Annotated in this window: 16 protein-coding genes; 6 read left to right on the top strand and 10 right to left on the bottom strand. The window is 52.7% G+C overall.

Annotated features, from left to right (window positions below; translation table 11 throughout):
- Positions 1-49 precede the first annotated feature (49 nt).
- Complete coding sequence (locus IMCC3135_RS22045) at positions 50-1,333, top strand: lipopolysaccharide biosynthesis protein (RefSeq protein ID WP_088919558.1); 1,284 nt, start codon at positions 50-52, stop codon at positions 1,331-1,333.
- 222 nt (positions 1,334-1,555) lie between these two features.
- Positions 1,556-2,797, top strand: coding sequence for a polysaccharide lyase (locus tag IMCC3135_RS22040; protein ID WP_157736178.1), 1,242 nt, complete (start codon positions 1,556-1,558; stop codon positions 2,795-2,797).
- Positions 2,798-2,800: 3 nt separating this feature from the next.
- On the opposite strand, the gene IMCC3135_RS34780 is transcribed toward IMCC3135_RS22040, so the two are convergent.
- On the bottom strand, positions 2,801-6,169 hold the full coding sequence (locus IMCC3135_RS34780; RefSeq protein ID WP_205737669.1) for a polysaccharide lyase: 3,369 nt from the start codon (positions 6,167-6,169) through the stop codon (positions 2,801-2,803).
- A gap of 402 nt (positions 6,170-6,571) precedes the next feature.
- Here IMCC3135_RS34780 and IMCC3135_RS22030 point away from each other — a divergent pair, with 402 nt between their 5' ends.
- The 4 genes from IMCC3135_RS22030 (at position 6,572) to IMCC3135_RS22015 (ending at position 11,749) form a co-directional block, all read left to right on the top strand.
- Positions 6,572-7,882 (top strand): hypothetical protein, encoded by a 1,311-nt coding sequence (locus tag IMCC3135_RS22030; RefSeq protein WP_088919556.1) that lies wholly within the window; start codon positions 6,572-6,574, stop codon positions 7,880-7,882.
- A 129-nt stretch (positions 7,883-8,011) separates the two neighbouring features.
- The gene (locus IMCC3135_RS22025; RefSeq protein ID WP_088919555.1) at positions 8,012-9,076 is read left to right on the top strand and encodes an MraY family glycosyltransferase; all 1,065 of its coding nucleotides are present in this window, start codon (positions 8,012-8,014) and stop codon (positions 9,074-9,076) included.
- A 172-nt stretch (positions 9,077-9,248) separates the two neighbouring features.
- Positions 9,249-10,166, top strand: coding sequence for an aminotransferase class IV (locus IMCC3135_RS22020; protein ID WP_157736177.1), 918 nt, complete (start codon positions 9,249-9,251; stop codon positions 10,164-10,166).
- Positions 10,167-10,402: 236 nt separating this feature from the next.
- On the top strand, positions 10,403-11,749 hold the full coding sequence (locus IMCC3135_RS22015; protein ID WP_205737668.1) for a class I SAM-dependent methyltransferase: 1,347 nt from the start codon (positions 10,403-10,405) through the stop codon (positions 11,747-11,749).
- A gap of 43 nt (positions 11,750-11,792) precedes the next feature.
- On the opposite strand, the gene IMCC3135_RS22010 is transcribed toward IMCC3135_RS22015, so the two are convergent.
- From IMCC3135_RS22010 to IMCC3135_RS21970, 9 genes are all read right to left on the bottom strand, one after another.
- Entirely contained in the window at positions 11,793-13,115 is a 1,323-nt protein-coding gene (locus IMCC3135_RS22010) for a DUF4910 domain-containing protein (RefSeq protein WP_088919553.1), read from the bottom strand.
- A 2-nt stretch (positions 13,116-13,117) separates the two neighbouring features.
- Positions 13,118-14,179, bottom strand: a complete 1,062-nt coding sequence (murB, locus tag IMCC3135_RS22005; RefSeq protein WP_157736176.1) for a UDP-N-acetylmuramate dehydrogenase — start codon at positions 14,177-14,179, stop codon at positions 13,118-13,120.
- A complete protein-coding gene (locus IMCC3135_RS22000) occupies positions 14,176-15,549 on the bottom strand; it encodes an MATE family efflux transporter (protein ID WP_157736175.1) in 1,374 nt (457 codons plus the stop codon). The genes murB and IMCC3135_RS22000 overlap by 4 nt, the downstream gene beginning before the upstream one ends.
- Before the next feature lie 100 nt (positions 15,550-15,649).
- Positions 15,650-16,993, bottom strand: a complete 1,344-nt coding sequence (locus IMCC3135_RS21995) for a UDP-glucose dehydrogenase family protein (RefSeq protein WP_088919550.1) — start codon at positions 16,991-16,993, stop codon at positions 15,650-15,652.
- 284 nt (positions 16,994-17,277) lie between these two features.
- Positions 17,278-17,958 carry a tRNA (5-methylaminomethyl-2-thiouridine)(34)-methyltransferase MnmC2 gene (gene mnmC2, locus IMCC3135_RS21990; RefSeq protein WP_088919549.1) on the bottom strand — a complete coding sequence of 227 codons (681 nt, stop codon included), beginning with the start codon at positions 17,956-17,958 and terminating at the stop codon, positions 17,278-17,280.
- Between the two features lie 37 nt (positions 17,959-17,995).
- A complete protein-coding gene (locus tag IMCC3135_RS21985) occupies positions 17,996-18,961 on the bottom strand; it encodes a hypothetical protein (protein ID WP_088919548.1) in 966 nt (321 codons plus the stop codon).
- A 357-nt stretch (positions 18,962-19,318) separates the two neighbouring features.
- Positions 19,319-20,296 (bottom strand): tRNA 5-methoxyuridine(34)/uridine 5-oxyacetic acid(34) synthase CmoB, encoded by a 978-nt coding sequence (cmoB, locus tag IMCC3135_RS21980; RefSeq protein WP_088919547.1) that lies wholly within the window; start codon positions 20,294-20,296, stop codon positions 19,319-19,321.
- Positions 20,297-20,340: 44 nt separating this feature from the next.
- Positions 20,341-21,138: a carboxy-S-adenosyl-L-methionine synthase CmoA gene (cmoA, locus tag IMCC3135_RS21975; protein WP_088919546.1), complete on the bottom strand. Its 798-nt coding sequence runs from the start codon at positions 21,136-21,138 to the stop codon at positions 20,341-20,343.
- A 30-nt stretch (positions 21,139-21,168) separates the two neighbouring features.
- Positions 21,169-22,254 carry a 3-deoxy-7-phosphoheptulonate synthase gene (locus IMCC3135_RS21970; protein WP_088919545.1) on the bottom strand — a complete coding sequence of 362 codons (1,086 nt, stop codon included), beginning with the start codon at positions 22,252-22,254 and terminating at the stop codon, positions 21,169-21,171.
- Positions 22,255-22,264: the final 10 nt, after the last annotated feature.

Raw genomic sequence — 22,264 nt, 5'->3', positions numbered from 1 at the left:
CGCTCCTATTGATCATGAAATCCCCTAACTTCAGGCACGCTTCGAAATCGTGAATACACATCAGCTTCGATGGCTGTCCAGTAAGCTTGCCAAGCGCAATAACAAGTGGTATGCAGCGCTCGAGCAGTCAGGTTTGAGTGGCAGTAATTTTTTGTTCTCGTTACTGATAATAAAAGTTGCAGGCGTTGCTGATCTGGGGGTCTACAGTTTCTGGTTCGTGGTCTGTCAGTTCATGGCGATGCTGACAATGGGCCTTGCTACGCGGCAGATGGTACTACAGTTGTCCAGTGAGACATTTGTCAGGCAGATCCACGGATTCTGGGCCACCTGCCAAATCGTGATGGGCTTGCAAGTGGCCCAGGCCGTGTTATTCGCTGCGCTGGTATGGATGCATCCACCGACAGGTAGTGCCATCGCGCTGTGGGTTGCCTTGGTGCTGTACAGCGCCAGTCTAAACTTTGCAGAGCTGTATCGGCAATACTACTATCTGCAATCGCGGCACAGGCATTCGTTATGGTTTTCTGGTTTGTCGCTGACACTGGGTGTCGTGGGTTTTCTGCTGATCATCGTCAGTGAAGTGAATCATTCGCCAGAAATATCGGCATTCTGGTTTTTAGCTGTCGGTAATCTGCTGTTCGTTTTGTTCGCCCATCGAGCACTGCGTGCCCAGGGAGCAAACTCTGGAGTCACGTTTGCCGACACTCTTGAGTTATGCCGAAGCTATTGGCGACATGGCATCCCTGCAACCAGTGGCATGTTGGTGACCTGGATGCAGAATCAGAGCGTTGTACCGTTGTTGATGTTCATGTTTGGTCCACTATCGGTTGGCTACTACAGTGTGGCTCGCATGATTGTCACACCAGTCAATATGGTCACCACGGGACTATCAAAGAGTGCCTTGCCACAGATTCGAAGAGCATTTGGGGACGGTGACAACGATGCGCTGGACAAGGCAATCACGGCCCACTGTCGTACCAGTATGAATATCGTCTATTACTACGTTGCAGTCATTGCTGTTGCGTGGGTGATAGGTCGATACGCTGGCTGGATTGAAACAGGGGATGCGTTGATACCCTTGTTCGTGGCTACCGTGCTGGTCATGGCTCTGTCCAACTATCGGTTCTGGGTCAGTCAGAATTTTGTGGTGCGACTGCAATTTGGAATTCTGCTCACTCTGGGTATTGTTGCCAGTATTTTGACACTTGGTGTCATGCTGGTTGGTGGGCTTGCATTGAAATCCGCGCTCTGGGTGGTAATGGCGCCAGCCGTGGGAGAGATATTCCTGATCGTGACTTTACGTCGAAAACAAAAAAGCATGCCAATCAATCAATAACGGGTTACAGCTTATGTCCATTCTGTCATTACTTTCTGGACATGATGGATCTTAGGGTTATATGAACGTAAAAAATGGTGATATTGTCCTTGCACCGAATCCATGTATGGTGATACCCGATGCGTTTAACCTCAGCTTTTCTGATGCTGACCGTGAGTCCGAGCACAATGGCAAGTGCAGCAACTCCCGATATTGCCAGCAAGCATTCGGATGTAAAAAACGATGACAAGTAAGCATGTTGTAAATCGTTCTTGCATGTTGCTTGTCCTGGCAGGATCAGGACTTGCGACCACGATGGCTTATGCTATTGATGCCCCCAAAGATCTTCGTGGCACTGAGGTGGCACAATCAGCGGTGAAATGGGAGTGGGCCAGCGTTCCTGGTGCTGTTTACTATGAGATCACCGTAGACGATAGCTACAAGGGTATTACTCGAGAGACTTTATATATCAGTCGTGACCTTTGGCAGGGTGATCACTCGATGGTTGTGCGTGCTGTTGAAGCCAACGGTAATTCATCGGTCAGTACCGAAACGGCCAAGATTGGTGTTAATGACAAATTCAATGCTTCATCTGTCAGTCGCAGCACGGTCGTTGTCGGGACTGAGCAGACGGCCAATTATGACTACGACATCGTACCTGTCAGACGTAACAGCACAGCATCTGACGATGATACTGATAACAGCGTGAGCACAATCGAGCTGGCGGCAAATGATGTTCATCAAGCCTGCCTGCCAATTCAGGATGAGCCAGTCCCATTTGGTCAAGTAAATAAGGCGATGATGCAGCACTGGATGCCTGATCTTCGCTATATCGTCAACCCACAACACCTCTCTATAGACACCGGCTTTGAAAACCAGTCTGCAATCAGACAGAAGTTTGAGCCTACAAATATCGGCTCGGATCGAGTGGTTGCTTCAATCGATATAACCGGGCAGCAAACTTACGCATTAAGCCAGTCAGTCTTGTTTGAAGATGGATTTGATTGGGGTGGTACCAGTGAAAGCGGCAAATTCGGATTCGGACTCGGGGGCGGATCAACACCAACGGGCGGTGATGCTCGCGACGATGGCCTGTCGGCCAGATTGATATGGCAAGGTAACGGAGACGGTACAGCGGGATTGGGTGTTTATGCGTATTCAGCCGACCGGAGCCAGAACCTGCCATGGGGGGATGTTTTCAATGTGGAGAATTTCCAAATCCCGGTTGGCGAATGGTTTCGAATCACTCTCGTAGTGACAGCCAACTCAACAGTCAACAGCCATGATGGTTCATTGAGTGTACTGCTGGATAACGAAGTCGTGATGTGGAAAGACAATATTCAATGGCAGGGATCAGGTGTTTTTCCTGAAGTAGATCAACTGATCTACTCCTCGTTCTACGGCGGTAACACTGCTGCCTGGGCGCCAGACTACACGACACACGCCCGATTTTCGAACGTGTGTCTGTCGGCTGAGGCAGGTTAAAGCTTACTTCTGCCTGTAATCGGCTTGCAAGCTCATGAGCGCCTCGACACTACTGTTCCAGGATTGCTCGGCATGCAGATGGTAGTCATTGCTACTGCTATCCATCTGTTGCTTGCTTGCCTTGGCAGTCTCATAGTGAGACAAGGCATTCTCGCAGAAGACTGAGAGAGGCTCGATGTCGCAGTCTGCGGCATCGAGATTGATTTCAACAACGGCCAGTGCAGTTTCTGCTGATACGCCGCTCAGGGTTTTCAGGGATTCCTTGATGCGTTGAATCTCGCCCCACTCTCCTGCGTTCACGTCTTGCTCGGTAATGGCATCCAGGGAGTCGTAGGCTTGCCTGATTGCAGGAACCGGATTGTTTGCCAGGCCAATAATCGAGTTGGATTTGATTGCATCCAATGCAAGAATCAACTGTTCGACGGTTTGCGCATAGTTCACTCCGATACTTTCTGATGCCTCGGGTGCCAGAAACTCTATCTGTATACGAGCTTCCTCTGCCAGTTGCTCCGACTCTTGTCGCTTGAGATACCAATCTGGTGCGCCACTGTCGCCCCAGGGGTCATCCCCGAAAGAGCCGCCAGGGTTGACCGTTGAGTGCACTTCATAGCGTCCGTTGTCCGGGTCGATGCCAGAGTAGCCATTGACAACCGAGGACCAGCAGACATCTCGCAGCTTGGCATAGGTTGTATTGCTGGGCCCCCATTGGGCACTGGAGCCTCCATAGAAGCTGGAGTAGTACAGGGAATCTACCACTGGAGTGCTGCCTCCCAATTGCCAGCCAACGTTCTGCTTGTCCAACACCTCAACGCCATCAAGCCAGATTCTCATGCGTCCGTCGTAACTGGAGGTTGATGAGTTCGTCTGAATTTCTATAATGATGTTGATCCACTCTCCGATCGGAGCCGTGTAGTTTTCAATAAGGACGTCTTCACCGTAAGTTTTTGTACGATCAGCTGCGTAGGAATAGATGCCGATTTTTGCCGTGCCGTCCTTCTGACCACGCCACATCAGTCTTGCCGTAAAGCCTTTGGGGTCAACCGTGCCTCCAGAAGGCGTAGTGCCGCCACCTAGGCCGAAACCCAGTTTTCCACCGCCACCCTTGGTGGTAAGTCCGCCCCAATCCCAGCCTGGCTCCAGGTACATCGATTGGGCCAGGCGGTAAGTACGCTGATGGTTCAAGCTGCTGGCTGTGACTACGCGACCGGTTCCAATCGATGAGGGTACATATTTATGGCGCATGACTTTGCCAAATTCACCAGAATCCTCGACAGCCAGAAACTCCTCGCCAATGGAATAACGCAAGCTTGGTACCCATTGTTTCCAGTGCGAATCCTTGACTCCACCAAATCCCATCTGATGGTTTGACAGGTCTATGCAAGCTGCATCACCGGGTCCGCTTCCAACAACAATAGCGCTACCTGAGCTGTTGGCTGAGGTGGTGTTGGTGGTGTTTTCAGCGATGCTATCAGCTGAGTTGTCGGGGGTATTATCGTTTGTCTTGGCAGCGGTCGTGCTCATTACGCCATTGATTGTCAATGGCTGCATTCCGTCGGCTGTGAATGTCCATGTGTACTGATATTCTGTTCCAGGGGTCAGATCCTTCATCCTCATATTGTGGCCATCCCCAGTGCCCCAGTCCTGTGTGTCCTCCTGAAACACGATTTGGTCCGTACCGCTATCAAGCACCAGCTTCGATGTGCTTACATGGTTGAGTACAGCCTGGGCAATTCCTGTTGTACTTGTCATTGACAGGAAGTTGACTTTAACAAGCTCAAGTGCAGGCAGCGCAGGTTCTGCTTCAGCCGCAGCTTTTGCCTCAGCAGCCGCCTTTGCTTCAGCCGCAGCCTTTGCTTCAGCAGCAGCCTTTGCCTCTGCTGCAGCCTTTGCCTCTGCTGCAGCTTTTGCTTCAGCAGCAGCTTTTGCCTCTGCAGCAGCTTTTGCCTCTGCAGCAGCTTTTGCCTCTGCAGCAGCTTTTGCTTCTGCAGCAGCTTTTGCCTCTGCAGCATTTGCTTTTGCTTCAGCAGCAGCCTTTGCAGCAGCTGCTTCTGCCGCTGCTTGCACTTCAGCAGCTTTTTCTTCAGGCGTTATTATTACGGATTCAGGTGCTGAGTCAGTGTTGTTGGAGGAGGGGGAAGCGAGAGAAAGCGTGCTCAATACACCACTGATTGTCAACGGTTGCTTTCCTTCTGCTGTGAATGTCCAGGTGTATTGATACTCTGCACCTGGCGTGAGGCCAGTCATCTTCATGTTGTGACCATCGCCACTACCCCATGTTTCGGATTCTTCCTGAAACACGATTTGGCTACCTGCACCCATGAGTGCCAGAGTTGATGTACTGTTATGGTTGAGTGCAGCGTGCGCAACCCCTGTAGTACCGGTCATTGACAGAAAATCTGCTTCCACCAGTTCAAGTGCAGGCATTGCTGGCTCGGCTGCTGGCTGATTATTGTCAGAAGGCGTACTCATCACGCCTCTGATTGTCAACGGTTGCATGCCCTTGGCTGTGAACGTCCAGGTATATTGATAATTTGTACCAGGCGTAAGCTCTTTCATCCTCATGTTGTGGCCGTCGCCAGTGCCCCATGTTTCGGAGTTTTCCTGAATCACGATTTGGCCTCTAGCGCTCTGCAGTCGCAGAGTTGATGTGCTGTTGTGGTTCAGGGCTGCGTGCGCAACCCCTGTCGTGCTTGTCATTGACAGGAAATCTGCCTCCACCAACTCAAGTGCAGGCAATGCTGAATCCGGTGCTACCGTGGTGTTGTCAGAGGGTGTGATCAGCATGCCCATGATCGTCAACGGCTGCATACCCTTGGCGGTAAACGTCCAGGTGTACTGATACTCTGTACCGGCCGTAAGACCCGCCATCTTCATGTTATGACCGTCGCCAGTTCCCCATGTTTCGGAGTTTTCCTGGAACACTAATTGCCCGCTATCGCTCTGGAATTGCAGCGTGGATGTGCTGTTTCGATTGAGCGCCGCGTGTGCAACTCCTGTAGTACTGGTCATGGACAGAAAGTCTGCCTGCAGTAGCTCAAGTGCTGGCAATGAAGATTGAGCACCTATTGTGTAATTCTGATCGCTAACCAAAGTACCTGTGGACGAGGACACGCTGGGAGTGATTGTGATATCTGTTGAGCTGACTGCACCGGTGTCTATGTTGACGGTCGGTACAGCTGAAGAGTTATCGGGGGGGGTGGAAGCATTGGCCGAGTCAGTGGCATTGCTACCGGATATGACCGAATCTGCCGTGGCGGCCCCTAGGTCCGGATTATTGTCAGAGCTGGATGGCGTTGATCCATCCGAACATGCAGCAACCAACAGGGCTGTCACTGACAGTGTGAAATGGGCTTTTAATCGCTTTCGATTCATAGTTGTTGTTGCCTCGGCATGAGTCCCGGCCTGTGCGTATGCTTGGTTTTTCGAGCGCAACGTCAACCGCGTCGAATAAGCTGTTAATAGGTATTACTGCGCTTATCGGACCCCCTTGATGTTTGTGAAGCGGCTGTTGTGCAAATGCCGATCAAGTCGTGTGCAGTGCGTTGCAAAAGCTGGAATTTGCAATGTTTTAACGGTTGTGGCGTGTTGTAGTTCGCGAAGTATGCTTGGTTTTATTCTGTGATGAGTATCACTTTTTTGATCTGATTAGTGCGCGACATCACGAAGCCAGAGGTTCGGTTGGGTGCTGTTTTTTGCGGCAGCTTGTAACCTGTATACTTCGCGCAACAGTCAGTTCAGGGCTGTGAAATATCATTTCTCAATCGGCATTATTAGATGAATATTTGGAACAGACTGCAAAGATACGAAAGCGAAAATGGTGCAGCACCCATCGCAATCATAGGTGCAGGCTATGTCGCTGGTGGCGTGGTCAGCATGCTGGCTCAGACTCCGGGTGTACGCCCGGCTATCATCATTAACCGAACTGTTGAGAAAGCCGTACAGGCTTTTATTGATGTGGGTTATAGCGAGTCGGATATCGTTGTTTCTGATGACGCATCGGTGTTGGCCAACGCTATCGATAGCGGTAAGCCCGCCGTAACACAGCATTATGCTGTCATCAAGGATCTCCCTGTGCGTGCTCTGGTTGAAGCTACCGGCGCTATGGACTACGGCACAGAAGCCATTCTGTATACCTTGGAACAAGGTATTCATGTGGTGTCCTACAATGCCGAAGTGGACGCGCTACTGGGATGGTTGTTTCATGACAAGGCTCGTTTGCACAACGTGGTCTACACCATCGCAGATGGTGATCAACCCGGAGCTATCTTTCGATTGAAACAGCAAGTGGAGGCTATGGGGTTCGAAGTGGATACCTTGCTCAATTGCAAACGCTATATGGACACTAGCCAGACACCGAGTAGCGGTGCTGGCTTTGCCTCTCGCGACGCAACCTCCAATATCATGACAACCGCATTTGGTGATGGAACCAAAATGCAGGTAGAGCAAGCGGTCGTTGCCAATGCCACTGGTATTGAGCCAAGTATTCTTGGCATGCATGGGATCAAGAGCACACAGGAAAACATACTGCGCGATTGTGCGGCAAAGCTTCCCAAAGGCAAGCAGGTTGACTACACCCTGGGCGGTGACTTTGGAGCAGGTGTTGCTGTAATTGCCCATCATCCCAACGGCGTTTCACACAAAAAAGCGCTGTCGTTGTACAAGATGGGCAATGGACCTGATTATTTTTTCTTTCGCCCATTCCATCTGGTTCATCTAGAGCTGCCTGCCACCATGGCACAGGTGTTGTTGGATAATGAACCGTTGGTCAGTGTTGACCAACCCCATGTTGCGGAAGTCATCGCCATGGCCAAAAAGGATTTATCCAGTGGCGAAAAGCTGGATTGTATTGGTGGCTACACCGCCTATGGGCTGATAGAGTCAACCAGACGCTCTTCTGAATACTTGCCGGTTGGACTGGTGGAATTTGCGACGGTAACGGCAGGTATAGCTGCGAACGCGCCAATCTCATTGGACAACGTCAAGCTTGATCACTCCAGAGCCGTGGTGAAGGAGTGGATGCAGATGCGCAGTTCCTGGTCAAAGGCCGCGAACATCCAGATGAAAGCTGCCAGCGGGACAGAGTGATCCTGCATGTCACAGGTATTTTTACCCTGTCTGGAAGCATCAAACAGGCACTTGTGGCACTTTTATCGCCTTGCTAGCCGGTACACTATGAGTCTGGCTTATTACAAGTTTTGCAACAGTTGATGAACAATGACATTCGACCTCTACATGGGTAGCGGGGTAGCGTTAGGCGGTTTGTTTTGTCTGGCATTGGTGCCTGTGCTAGCGCGTTTCGCCGGTTCGGTAGGTCTACTCGACAAACCCACCGAACGCAAACAGCACGTGGGTAATGTCCCTGTGGTGGGAGGTATTGCTATCTACCTGTCAGTGCTGGTGGCCTCGTTGGCATTGGGTATCGAATGGCGTGTCATGGCTCCTATCGTTTTCGGAACCGGGCTTGTCCTGATGGGTGTGCTTGACGATATTTACATAATGAGTGCACGGCAGCGCTTGCCTTTGCAGATTGCCACGGCTCTGGCCATGGTTTTCCTGGGTGGGCAGAGTATTGAATCCGTCGGCGATTTGTACGGTAGCGGTCCGGTGCTGATGACAGGTGTTGTCTCTGTCATTTTTACGATCATGTGTGTGGTGGGCGTTATCAATTCGATCAACATGCTTGACGGGGTCGACGGCCTTTCTGGCACCATCATCACGATTACCGTTTGCCCTCTGGCCTACTACTGCTACAAAGCGGGTGATCTGGCATCGTTTCAATTGATGATGACCATGGTCGGTGCGCTGTTCGCGTTCCTGTTTTATAACTCAAGACTCTTCCGCAAGAGCGCCAAGGTTTTCATGGGCGATTCGGGCAGCATGTTGTTCGGATTCTTCCTGGTCTGGTATTTCATTGTGCTAACCCAGGGACCAGATGCTGTGCTTTCACCGGTCAGCGCGGGCTGGATATTTGGATTACCCTTGGCCGATACCGTGTCAGTCATGATGAGGCGTTTGTCACAAAAACGATCTCCGTTCGATGCTGATCGCGAACATTTGCATCATCGATTGCTGGAAGCCAATTTTTCAGTGAACGGTATGGTTCTGGTCATGGCGCTGATCCAGGTAGGTTTCATACTGGTGGGTATTCTGGTGAATGAATATCGCGTATTGATCCCGTTTTCATTCTGGTTATTTGTTGTTCTGGTTCTGGCTCATCACTTCCTGACACCACGACTGCTACACAAGCGCGTCGAAGCGGGTCTGGTCGATCAAGGCTAAGGCTGCCTTCTCTTGTTGCTCGCACTCATTGGTGGTGATATTCCCGAGTCATATTCCTCATCGACCGGGTTACATGCCATCGCTGGGGTAATGCGGCTGCGATAGAATCATCTTGTAGTTGCATTTAGATTTTTTAACCTTCTTTTTTGGCATTCTCACCGAATATCTGCCCATGGCCGCACTGCAAACTCCAAAATTTGTCTACATGAATGGTGGGCTTACTGCATGGGAGGATGCGCGCCTGCACATAGGCTGCGAATCCGTAACGCGTGGACTGAGCATCTTTGAAGGCATCAAGGGCTACTGGCAGCCTGACGGTAGCTTTGCGCTGTTGATGCTGCGTTTGCATTTCGCTCGCCTGAAGCGCTCTGCCATGCTATTGCACATCCCGTTCGAACACGATTTTGATGAATTTTCGGCAGCTATCTTCGAGCTGATGACCGCTCTTGTTGAACCTTCGCGTGATATGTGGATTCGTACCACGTTGTATGTTGTTGAAGGTCACTGGGGCGAGAACACACGTTCTGATCTGGTACTGACAGCCTATCATCAGGACAAGGCCTTGCCGGAGCCTGTGAGTCTGGGTATCAGCACTTGGCGTCAGCCGGGCGATGATTCATTGCCGGCACGAATCAAAGCGAGTGCCAATTACCAGAATTCACGCATGGCGCGTATCGAAGCCCGCGAACAGGGGCTTGATGACATGGTCATGCTCAACCAGGCTGGCCGAGTTGCCGAGGCATCCACTGCTGCGTTGATGATGGTGCGCGATGGCGTCATTTCCACCCCGCCTGCGAGCGAGTCCACGCTTGAGAGTCTGACAGCGGATTTCTGTGAGCAGCTGGCCATTGACCGTGGTTACCGATTCGAGCGTCGACCAATTGATCGCACTGAACTGCTGATTGCTGACGAACTTGCGATCGGTGGAACACTTAACGAGATCACACCGGTGAAGGCCATTGGCCGCCGCGAACTAGCCACCGATACAGGCATGCTCGCGACATTGCGCTCCGACTACTTCGCATCAGTGCGAGGCGGTAAGCCACATCCTTTTGCCGAGCTGACAACACTGCCTAAGGTAAGCGCCTGACAGGGGCAAGCTCAGATCCTTGTAATGTGACTTCAAGTGGTGTTTTGAAGTCTATAGGTAAAGAATCGATAACGGTGTTGGTTCGGGCTTGATGGACCGACCGGCGTGCTTGCCCTCAATGCTATTGGCTGTGAAATTACGTAACCACATCGTTATTTTCAATTGTTAAATTTTGGTAATGTACCGGAGTAGAATAGCTACTTCCGCGTTTAGTTTGTTTTAGGAATTTCTTCGGAATGGATAAATCTGTTAACTCTCTCAATTTCAACAGCGATGATACGATTCAGGAGCCGTCGATCGACGCGAGCTCCCAGGGCAAACAAGCTGTTAAAACTGTGCAATCTGCTGAGCCTGTCATGAATTGCCGTTTTTGCGGAACCGGGCTAGAGCATACGATGGTCAACCTGGGGCTTTCGCCCTTGTGTGAAGATTTCATCAGCCCCAGCGAGATGAACAGCCCAGAGGTTTTTCTGCCGCTGGAAGTGCTGGTGTGTTCCGAGTGCTGGCTGGTACAGGCCAAGGAATACTGTTCAAACACAGATATCTTTGATGACGACTACGGCTATTACTCGTCGTACTCCACAAGCTGGTTGAAGCATGCCAGCAAGTATGTCGATATGGCCATACCTCGCTTTAACCTGAATGCTGATAGCTTCGTGGTGGAAGTGGCCAGTAATGATGGATACCTGCTGAAGAACTTTGTCCAGAAAGGTATTCCCTGTCTGGGTATCGATCCTGCTGGCAATGTGGCAAAAGCCGCTAAAACAGTGGGTGTAGACACGCGAGTTGAATTCTTCACCGACGAGCTGGCGCGTGGAATGCGAGATGCCGGCGAACAGGCCGACCTGATCATTGGCAACAATGTGCTGGCCCATACACCGTATGTGAATGACTTCATTGCAGCTGTGGCTACTCTGTTGAAGGCGGAAGGCACAGCAACGTTCGAGTTTCCTCACCTCTTGCAACTGATCGAACAATGCCAGTTTGACACCATTTATCACGAGCACTATTCCTACTATTCGCTCTACACCATCAGTCGCATGTTCGAAAGCGTGGGCTTGCAGGTGGTTGATGTGGAGAAGCTGGAAACAGCAGGTGGCTCTTTGCGGGTATTTCTCAAGCATCAGGCGGCTGGATCGACGCCAACGGCGGCGGTTGCAGAAGTGCTCGTCGAGGAGACGGATGCTGGCTTGCGTGATATGAAGACCTATCTGGAATTTGGTGCACGTGCGGCTGAAATCAAGAATGAATTACTGACTCTGCTGATTCAACTGAAGCGTGACGGCAAGCGTGTCATCGGGTACGGCGCACCTGGCAAGGGCAATACAATGCTCAACTATTGCGGTATCAAAACCGATTTATTACCATCAACTTGCGACAAGAGTCTGCACAAGCATGGTCGGTTCTGCCCGGGTTCACGCATCCCGATTTTCCCGCCTGAGCACATCGATGAGATGAAGCCGGATTATGTGCTTATCCTGCCCTGGAATCTGCAACGTGAAATCATGGATCAGCTGGCACACGTACGGGAGTGGGGCTGCAAGTTCATCGTGCCCATTCCGCATCCACTGATTCTTGACTAGATAGATAGCAGGCGGTAGTAGCGTTTGCTACTACCGTGCCGTCTCAGTCAGCGCTGGCATGCCTGACTGGGGCGAGTAGTTGATGTTCTTCCAGCAGGCGTGCAGCCTCATCCAGATCACTCATGGAAATGCCGGATTTTGCGGCAATCGTTGACAAGGAGGTTTGGCCATCAGATTGATTGAGCAGCCACAACAGGCTCATCTGTAGCTTGCCCGGGTCATTGTTGGCCCCCAGGGCGCTGTACAGGCCTCGACGTCCCAGTTGCGGTTCACCATAGGGTGACAAGTTCTGGTAGATGATGTCGCGATTGGCGGCTGCTGCAATTTTCTCCAGTAGTTCAAGAGACTGGCTCAATCCACTGGCGGTGACAAAATCCAGATTGTCCTCACTGGTGTGGTATTGCGCAAAGGTGCCATGAACCCCACGTGTCAATCGTCCAACCGGCAGATTGAAACCCGGTGAGCAATATTGTCTCTCGTCATAGCCGTAGGGGCTGAACGGTAGCAGCGTATGGGTCGACGGTGCCGCCTCGTTGAGTACCTGTGCCATCAGCTGATCAATCCAGAGGCTTCCGTCGCGCGTCTTTTTCCAGTGATAATCGCTGTTGTCTCCTAGTCCTGTGATGACCAGACCGGCGACGATCGGGGACAGCGAGGACTGGTTCTGCTCCAGCCAGCTGATAGCACCGATGGTGCCCGGGACAAAAACGAAACGCCAGGAAAGTTCGGGCGTGCTGGTTGATAGCGAGGCTGCCAGGGCCGCTGCGAGTACCATGCCGGAGAGGTTGTCATTGGCCAGTTGCGGGTGGCAGATATGGGTACTGACCAGAACCTCACGATCGCTCTTGCCGCAGATAAACAACTCGCCATAGTTCAGCACTCCAGGCTTGCGTTGTGCATCAATCCTGACCTGAAATGGGCCATCTCCCATTGATTCCAGTGTTTTATGGGACAAGCAGAAGCCCCATTGTTCCGCATAGTAGGTCGTGCGGTAGGGAATGCTCTCTGGCTGATCGGGCAGGGTATGCAGGTGTGGTAGCAACTGCTCGCGCGTAAACTCTCCTTCCACGGGGACACTGAAATTCACGACATGCAGATTTGAATCCGCGCTATCAATGATGCGTTTGCCGCTGGCGTCAGCTATCCAGGCGGATTTGAAATGCCATTCATCCGGTACGTTCCAATCCAGCACCTGGCTGCCACTGGCGACTTCATGAATGTCCAAAGGGGCCAGAGTTTGCAGTATCGCCAGTGATTCCCTGACGCCGGGCCCTGTGATGCTGCGCATGATGGGATAGAGCTTTGCAATCAGCTGATGCAAGGCGTCGCCAGTTAGTTTGCCACCAGGGGCCAGATCATTGTTCATGATTAAAGTATGCGGGGTTCGATATTGAGAGTCACGCCATACTCCGTCATGACGTGCTGGCGAATCTTGTCGGCTAGCTGGATCAGGGCCGAGGCATCCGTCTGTTGGTATTTGACCAGAACCAGAGCCTGATGCTCGTGCACGCCGACCCCGTTGTCACGATAGCCTTTGTAGCCGAGCCGATCAATCAGCCAGCCGGCAGCCAGCTTGTAGCGGCCATCGGCAAGGGCATGACCAACAATGTCCGGGAAACGCACTTGCAGCTGCAGGAAATGCTCCGCAGAGGTAATCGGATTGTGAAAGAAACTGCCGGCATTGGGTAGTTTGGCAGGGTCTGGAAGCCTGGCGCTGCGAACGACACAGACCGCCTCACTCACCAGCCTGGCATCCGGTTCTACGCCAGGGTAGTGCAGCGCCAGGTAGTCTGACAACGTCGCATAGGCTGTATGCAGGCCCAGATGCTCGCCAAGTCGCAGTGTCACGGAACTGATAATGTAGTCGCCATCATGGTGTTTGAAGTGACTGTCGCGATAGGAGAATTGGCAATCGCTGCCATTCATGCAATGCCATTCGCCGCTGGGGACATGCAAGGCGCGCAAGCAGACAAACCGGTCGCACAGCTCAACGCCATAAGCGCCGATGTTCTGCACGGGAGCCGCGCCCACCTGGCCGGGTATCAGGCTCAGATTCTCCAGCCCGGTCAGGCCACGATTGACGGTATCCATGACCAGGGTGTGCCAGGAGACTCCCGCACTGGCCGTGACTTGTATGTCTTGTTTGTCGTCTATGTCGCCGTTACTGTTGTTTTTGCCGTCGCTGTTTTGCTGGTAGGAGATCGTCTGGTCAAGCTGCCGGATAATCAGCCCCGGGTAATCGTGGGCAAAGACCAGATTGCTGCCGCCGCCAAGCGCCAACAGGGGCCATTTTTCTGTCTGAGCAATCTGCACCGCCTCAGCCAGTTCCGCCTCTGAATGCACCTCGACAAAATGCGCGGCACGCTGCGAAAATCCGAATGTGGTGTACGGACTCAGCTCGACATCATGTTGCACATCGAGCTGGCTCACGGAATCGATATCCGGGCAGTTACAGCTTGGGTGTGAACACTGGCACTCATACGGTGTACCACTTGAGGCCAGTACCTTGCCAGCGTCAGTGCTCGTGTCACCAGCATTATATGGTAGCTCAGCCAGATGCCGTGATTACCCAGCAGTGGCACGGTTACCAGAGTTGATACGCCGAAGACCAGCAGCGATACGATCATGCTGTCTCGCATATTGGCGGTTTGGGTGGCGCCAATGAAAATACCGTCCAGCAAGAAGCTCCAGACACCAGTCAGAGGTACAAGAATGACCCAGGGCAGCCACTGCGTGGCCATTGCCACGATCTGTGCATCGTTGGTCATCAGGCCAGCCAGGGTATGGCCGAAGAGCCAGAAAATGCCCGAGAACACGATCGCGGTCAAAGCTGCCAGTTCAATGGAGGCGCGGGTTGCTCGCTTGAACATGGCCTGATTGCGCTGTCCAAGTGAATAGCCGGTAAGCGTTTCGATAGCATGGGCATATCCGTCCAGGCTATAGGCGGTAAAGCTGACCATATTCAGCAAGATGGTATTGGCGGCCAGGGTTGCCACGCCAATGCGGCTGCCCATGACCGTCATCCAGTACATGGCCAGAATCAGGCACAAGGTGCGGATAAACAGATTGCCGCTGATGCGGAAGAATTTAAGGCACTCCTGCGAGTCAAATAGCCAGGGGGATATGGGTTTTTGTCGCAGCGCTTGCAGCAGCACATCGCGCGATAGGTACAGACCCAGGGCGAGTGTGGTGTATTCGCTGATGACGGTTGCCAGAGCAACCCCTGCAATATTCAGATCGGTCAGTGAAAAGAAACCGATGGTCAGAATGACGTTCAGCACATTCAAGGCGAGCTGCAGAAACAGCACCTGTCGCATCAATTGCAAGCCGATCAGGGTGCCCATGATGACGTAGATCATCAATGTGGCAGGCGCTGAGTAGATACGAATGGAGAAATAGATCGAGGTCAGTGCTTTCCAGTCCTGACTATCAGTCAGGGCGGCAAGACCCAATTCAAGCAAAGGACTTTGTAGCAGGATGAGCAAGATGCCAAGCAGCGCTGCCATGGACATGGCCCGCACAGCGATTCGTCCGGCCTCAGTATGATTGTCTGCGCCGAAGGCCTGTGCTACCAGTCCACCTGTGCCCATTCGCAGAAAGCCGAATAGCCAGAAGATGCTGCTGAACAGGAGTGCGCCAACGGCTGTGGCTGCAATCCATTCGGGAGAGCCCATATGGCCCATGACCGCTGTATCCACAATGCCGACGATCGGCACCATGCTGTTGGACAGCATGACAGGAATAGAGAGGTTGAGCAGGTGTCGTCGCCAATGGGCGGGGCTGGCGTTTTCTGTAATCACCGCGGTATGTTACAGAAGCCGTGATCGGGGTGGGGAAGTTCTAACCCCGATGACTTCACCCAAACGCGCTGGCAGCCAGCGCGCCTGGTTTATCGCTCAATCAGCTTTCGGCGTGCTTGCCGGGACGACCGATGCAGTCATAGGTAAAACCATGTTCAACCATCTGAGCCGGATCATAGAGGTTACGACCGTCGATCACCAGAGGTCGTTTGAGGCTGCTCTTGAGGGCTTCCAGGTTCGGGCTGCGAAATTCACGCCATTCGGTATTGATCAGCAGGGCATCGGTTCCATCAACCGTATCCTGTGCGGTACCCACCAGTTCCAGGCGCTTCTCGTCCGGGTAGAAATGACGCATCTCTTTCATGGCAACCGGATCATAGGCACGTACAGTACCGCCGTGTTCGAAGATGGATTCAATCAGTACGCGACTGGGCGCTTCACGCAGATCATCGGTGTTGGGTTTGAACGACAATCCCCAGACTGCAAACTTCTTGCCTTTGATGTCGTTGTCAAAATGCTTCATCAGCTTTTCGAACAGTACATGCTTCTGACTGTCGTTGACGCTATCCACGGCTGACAGCAGCTTGGCGTCGTAGTTATTCTCACGTGCCGTGGCGATAAGCGCCTTTACATCCTTTGGAAAGCACGATCCGCCGTAGCCGCAGCCAGGGTAGATGAAGTGATAGCCAATGCGTGGGTCAGAACCGATACCGACGCGAACATCTTCGATGTCAGCACCGAGGCGATCAGCAATGTTGGACAGCTCGTTCATGAAACTGATTTTGGTTGCCAGCAGAGAGTTAGCGGCATATTTAGTCAGTTCAGATGACTTGCGGCTCATGAAGATGAGACGGTCGCGACGGTTGCGGCAGAAAGGTGCGTACAGTTCGCGCATGACTTCCATCGCTTGTTCGTTGTCAGTACCGATGACAATGCGATCAGGCTTCATGAAATCTTCGATAGCCGCGCCTTCTTTGAGAAATTCAGGGTTGGATATGACAGCGTAGGAGATGGATTGGCCGCGAGCAGCCAGTCCGTCTGCGATGACTTTTTCGACCATGTCACCGGTGCCAACAGGCACTGTCGACTTGTTCACGACAACCTTTGATTCGGTCATGCGATCGGCAATCGTCTTGGCAACAGCTGCGACATATTGCATGTCAGCGGAGCCATCTTCGCCAGGAGGTGTGCCAACGGCGATGAACTGCACTTCGCTGTGAGCAACCGCACGATCCATATCGGTGGTGAAGTCGAGACGATCAGCTTCCACATTGCGCTTGATGACATCATCAAGGCCCGGTTCGAAGATGGGAATGATGCCTTTCTTGAGGTTGGCGACTTTCTTCTCGTCAACATCCACACACAGTACTTCGTTGCCGACGTCCGCAATCAATGCGCCCGTTACCAGCCCTACATAGCCCGAACCGTAAATCGTTACTTTCATTATTATTCCTGAATTGTGACAGCCAAGGCCGCCAATACACTGCGTAAAAGAAAAATCAAAGAGTGGCAGGGCAAACGGCGCTGAACAGCATCACGATCTACCTGCGGAATTTGCAACAGATAACTGCGGAAACCATGCCGTTAGCGGCAGTGGTCATGTTATCCGGAGAGTTTTTTTGAGAAGTTAAGTCAGGGGGGGATTATATGGGTACAACCATGTAAAGATCATGAGTACCGGTCAACAACTTGGTGAGCTGACAGCAACACATTGTTAAATGTGTGCTTTCAGGCAGTTGCATGCAGCATTTCGCGCTTTCCGGGCGGTCCGGCCATTTTTTTGACGCCAAATCCAGCCGCTATCAAGGCTCGTCGAACCGAACCTTTGGCAGAGTAGGTCGTTAACATTCCGCCGGGGGTGGTGCTGGCCAGTAGTTTGGCAAAGAAGCTCATCGTCCAGCATTCCGGATTGGTATCCGGGCTGAAGGCGTCCAGGTACAACGCATCAAAGCTTCCGGGTGGTAGCGGCTCCTGGACAGCATCTGCCTGATGCAGTGTCAGCGTGACATTTTGCCCAACGCAGATGTGAGTCTGTGTCTGCTGCTTTGAATCGGCAAGCCCTGACAGCAGTTTATCCAGCACTTGCGGGTCTGTCAGCCAGTCAACGTAGTTCAGGGAGGCGATTGTCAGTAGCACTGAGGGGTCATGCTCATAGGCATGATAGTCCAGAGCCGCACCGTGCTGCAGGGCCAGATCTGCTGTGAGTAGAAAATTCAATCCGAGTCCAAAACCGATTTCCAGCACCCGCGTAGGTTGCTGTTGTGCCAGGCGCTGGGACACGCCGGCGGCTTCCAGAAACACATGGCGCGACTCGGTGATGGCGCCGTTGATGGAATGGTAGGTTTCCCCATAACGCTCGCTACAGATCGTATGAGAGCCGTCGCCTGTTGTTATGATCTGGGCAGTCATTGCAAAGCTGACAAGGTGTCTGACAGCAGGGGATTTGTCAGCAGGATTTAAACCGCTCGCCCAGCAGCTCGCAGCGTGCGAAATAAGCAACGCTGCTACGCGGCATGGGAACGCGCGCACGGGCTATCCAGTTGATCAGGTTACGACCCGCTACCAGAGTTTTCAGGGCCTCTTCCATGACGTAGCGGCATTCTCGCGAACAGTTTTGTTGCATATGCGGTTGCACATTACCCAGCAATTCACCCGATGCGATGAACCGCGGCCAGATGTCGAAGATGCAGACATCGGACTTCATGGTCTCGCACTCATGCTTGGCCGCTGAAGAGTAGTTTTCGAGTAGTGGTCCGATCTCACTGAATTCGGGTCGATCGCCATATAACTGCTGGATACGAGCTACTACCTTGTCGATGTTCGCCATGGCTTGTGCCACCTTGACGAATCGTGACTCGTAATAGGCGGTGATCGGTAGGGTAAACGCCCGGAAAGGCTCGCCCCACAGCTCATCGATACCTTCCTCGCCACTGAAATGCCGAACATCACGGCCCAGTTCCAGTGCTTCCTTGAAGTAGTCGCCACAGGCTCTCATCAGCTCGTTGTCACGGCTGATTCGCACGCCTTTTTCTTCCAGCTCGACAATCGCGGTAAAGATGTCGGTCGCACGGTTGAACAGAGCGCCAGCCAGCATGGCCGCGTTGACCCGTTTCATGGCCGGATCTGACTGGTTCTGGTAGTGAGCCCGGGCTGTGTCCAGTCGTTCGCCCGGGGTGTTGATACCTGGTTCGGTGTGATGGAAGGCACGCCGAGTCAGGTGATCGATCAGAGTTTTTCTGGATGCCAGTGATTCTTCCAGCGGTGGGTAATAACGTACCCAGTAACCGTTGAAGTGAATATAGTCAGCTCCATCGACTGTGCGCCGTTCGCCGTTGTCAGGCGGAGTCGCCTGTGCCAGCAAAGTGGGTCTTTCAGACCCGGCAGGGTTGTTTGATGAATGGGCAATACGCATTTAACACCGGTGAAACAGCTCGATGGGCGCAGTATAACGAGATGGATAGGTTCTGCCAGTCAATGATCACTATGATTTTGTAATTTGCTCACATTTCCTACCGAAATTGTTGTTTCATGTGAGGGAGAATACGCGTTATGTAACTGTTATATTCAATGATATCAATGGTTAACGAAAGTCATATTGTTACAGACTACATTCGCAATCTTGTACATTACATTCGTCTGTTTTGTGCACTTTTATAACCTTGCGAGTGCTGTTTTGACCTGTTCAGGTTCGATATCATCGATTTGCAGGCTCACAAAACAGTTCAAGCTGATTGTTTTAGAGCGATAAGATGCAGCATTTCGCTCCCGCTCAAACCGTTGCCAGAATCACCGCTCGTAGTGGCCGTGGGTAGCCTTCAATGGTGCACTCCGGGTTCTCAGGGTCCAGAGCCTTGTCCAGCGAATGCGATGGCATCCAGGCGGTGCTGCGTTGTTCTTCAAGACTGGTTTGTTCGACGGAGACTGCCCGTACATCATTGAAACCAGCGGCTCGCACCCAGTTCTCCAGACGTTTCACCGAGGGCAATTCGTAGATGTTGCGCATATTGGCGTAACGTCCGGTAATAGCCAGTGAGGTCTCGGTGCTGTCCGGGATTACCAGTGTTTCCAGCACCAGTTCTCCGCCGCTTTTCAGCGCCTGGCGAAGCTCCTCGAGGTGGGGGGCAGGGTCACGACGGTGATAAAGCACACCCATGGAGAACACCGTGTCGAATGCCTGCATGGACGAGGGCAGGGCCTCCATGGGCAATGGCAGAAGGCAGGCCCCAGGATCGTTGGCATAGTGCTGAATGGCATCAAATTGCTTCAGATACAACAGGCTGGGATCGATTCCCAGAGCCAGGCGGGCTCCGGCGGCGCGCATGCACCATAAGTGATAACCACTGCCACAGCCCACATCCAGCACCACGCGATTGTCCATGGGTTGAATGTGCTCGCACAGACGGTTCCATTTCCAGTCTGATCGCCATTCAGTATCAAGGTGCACAGGGCCTGCCTGGAAGGGGCCCTTGCGCCATGGCATCAGGCCGCTCAGGGCGGTGCTGAGTTGCTCTGCTTGTTCATCCGTGAACGAGCCGCTGATGGTCATTCTGCCGTCCTGCATTGACCAGCTTGCATCGGCTATCGAAGGTAACAAGCTGACCGCGCTCTCCCATTGCGGTAAATGCCCATGCTTGAGTGCGTGTTCCTGGCCCAATACCGCACTGGCAAGGCCATCACTCCAGGCGGCCAGGGTCGTATCGGCCAGTTGCTTACGCAGGGCGGCGGCATCGAAGGCAAGTTCAGACATGAAAAGCAGTTCTTTGGTGGCGAGGTTTGATGACCTCCCGGGTATTACGAGCCCTTGATGGCAATCAGGGAGGCGAAGTTGAAACACTGGAACCAGACCGTGCAATGGGCAAAGCCACTGCCCAGCAGTCGATCCCGATGCTGTTCCAGCGTATCAGGCACCAGTACGTTTTCCAGTGCCGTTCGTTTCTGACTGATTTCCAGATCAGAATAGCCATTGCGGCTCTTGAACGCGTGGTACATATCAATGTGCATATCATTAACGATAGCATCGTCGAATCTGACTTTTTCACTCAGTATCAACACGCCTCCGGGTCTGAGGGCCGTTGCAATCTTCTGCATCAAGTCGCTGCGAGCGTCGGGGTTGACGAACTGCAAGGTAAAGTTCATGGCAACCACTGAGGCATCCGTCAGTGGGTGTTCTTCCAGATTGGCTTCGTGCAGTACGATGGGCACCGCTTGCTGAGTTTGTGCCGTCTTTTGCCCGTCATGCAGCTCAATTAACTGGCGACTGGCGGCAATCATGGCGCCAGCGTTGTCGATTGCATGAATCTGGCAGCCAATGCTGGAGGCCGCCTCTTTTTTCATCAGCGCATCGCGCATGGCAATCGAGGTGGCACCCAGCGATGAGCCCAAGTCATACAAATGACTGTTGGGCTGGACATAGCGACTGGCCAGCAACGCCGATTGGGCGATGATGGATTCGTAGCCAGGTACCGAACGCCTTAGCATGTCGGGGAATACATCAACAACGGACTGGTTGAAGCGGAACCCCTCGATATCTCCCAGTGGCGCCGCAAAAAGCGAATCACGCACTCCGGCGGCAGAATCACTGTTACTCATCGGCTTTATTTCTCGCAATCCTTGTCGTGACTATTTGCCAACTCGAGCTGCCAGTACACCGTGCAGTTCCATCATCAGCTTTTCTGTGGTTTCCCAATCAATGCAGGCATCGGTGATGGACACGCCATGAACCAGATCTTTCGGATCCTTCAGGGACTGGTTGCCAGCATGCAGGTGAGACTCGAGCATGATGCCGATGATGGAATCATTACCGGCAGCCAGTTGGTCTGCAACGTTATGGGCTACCAGCGGCTGGCGCTTGTGGTCTTTGTTGGCATTGGCGTGTGAGCAGTCGATCATGATGCGCAGAGGCAGTCCGGCCTTGCTCATGGCTTCTTCTGCGATCGATACATTGACTGAATCGTAGTTGGGACCTTCGTTGCCACCGCGCAGAATCACATGTCCGTAGGCGTTGCCGCGGGTTTTCAGAACCGTTGCCTGGCCTTTGGAATCGATACCCAGGAAACTGTGAGGGTTAGCAGCCGATTGCATGGCATTGACAGCGACGGTGAGGCCGCCGTCGGTACCGTTCTTGAATCCCACCGCCGTTGAGAGTCCGCTGGACATCTCCCGGTGTGTTTGAGACTCGGTAGTGCGTGCGCCAATGGCTGACCAGGTGAAAAGATCGGACAGGTATTGTGGGCTGATAGGATCCAGTGCTTCAGTGCCCGTAGGCATGCCTCTATCGGCCAGCCATACCAGCAGCTCGCGTGCACGGGACAAGCCTGTCTCGATATCGAAGCTGTCATCCAGGTGAGGATCATTGATCAGGCCTTTCCAGCCCACGGTTGTACGCGGCTTTTCAAAATAGACCCGCATGACCACTTCAATACGGTCGCTGACCTTTTCGCGCAGGCCCATCAAGCGCTCTGCATATTCCTTTGCTGTATCCACATCGTGAATGGAGCAGGGGCCGACAACAACCAATATGCGCTTGTCTTCACCATCAAGAATGGCTTCAACGCTGGCACGTCCCGCTTCGATGGTCTGACTGGCTTTTTCGGAACGTGGATAGCGTGATCGCAGTTCGTCGGGCGATATCAGAGTCTTTTCTGCCAATATGTTGGTATTGGACAGAGGGCGGTTGAGAACGGCGGCAGTGTTGGAGGCAGTCATGAAAACTCGT

The sequence above is a fragment of the Granulosicoccus antarcticus IMCC3135 genome, from assembly GCF_002215215.1.
GTDB lineage: Bacteria > Pseudomonadota > Gammaproteobacteria > Granulosicoccales > Granulosicoccaceae > Granulosicoccus > Granulosicoccus antarcticus.
The sequence above is the reverse complement of the archived record's forward strand: the minus strand, read 5'-3'. Positions and strand labels throughout refer to the sequence as shown.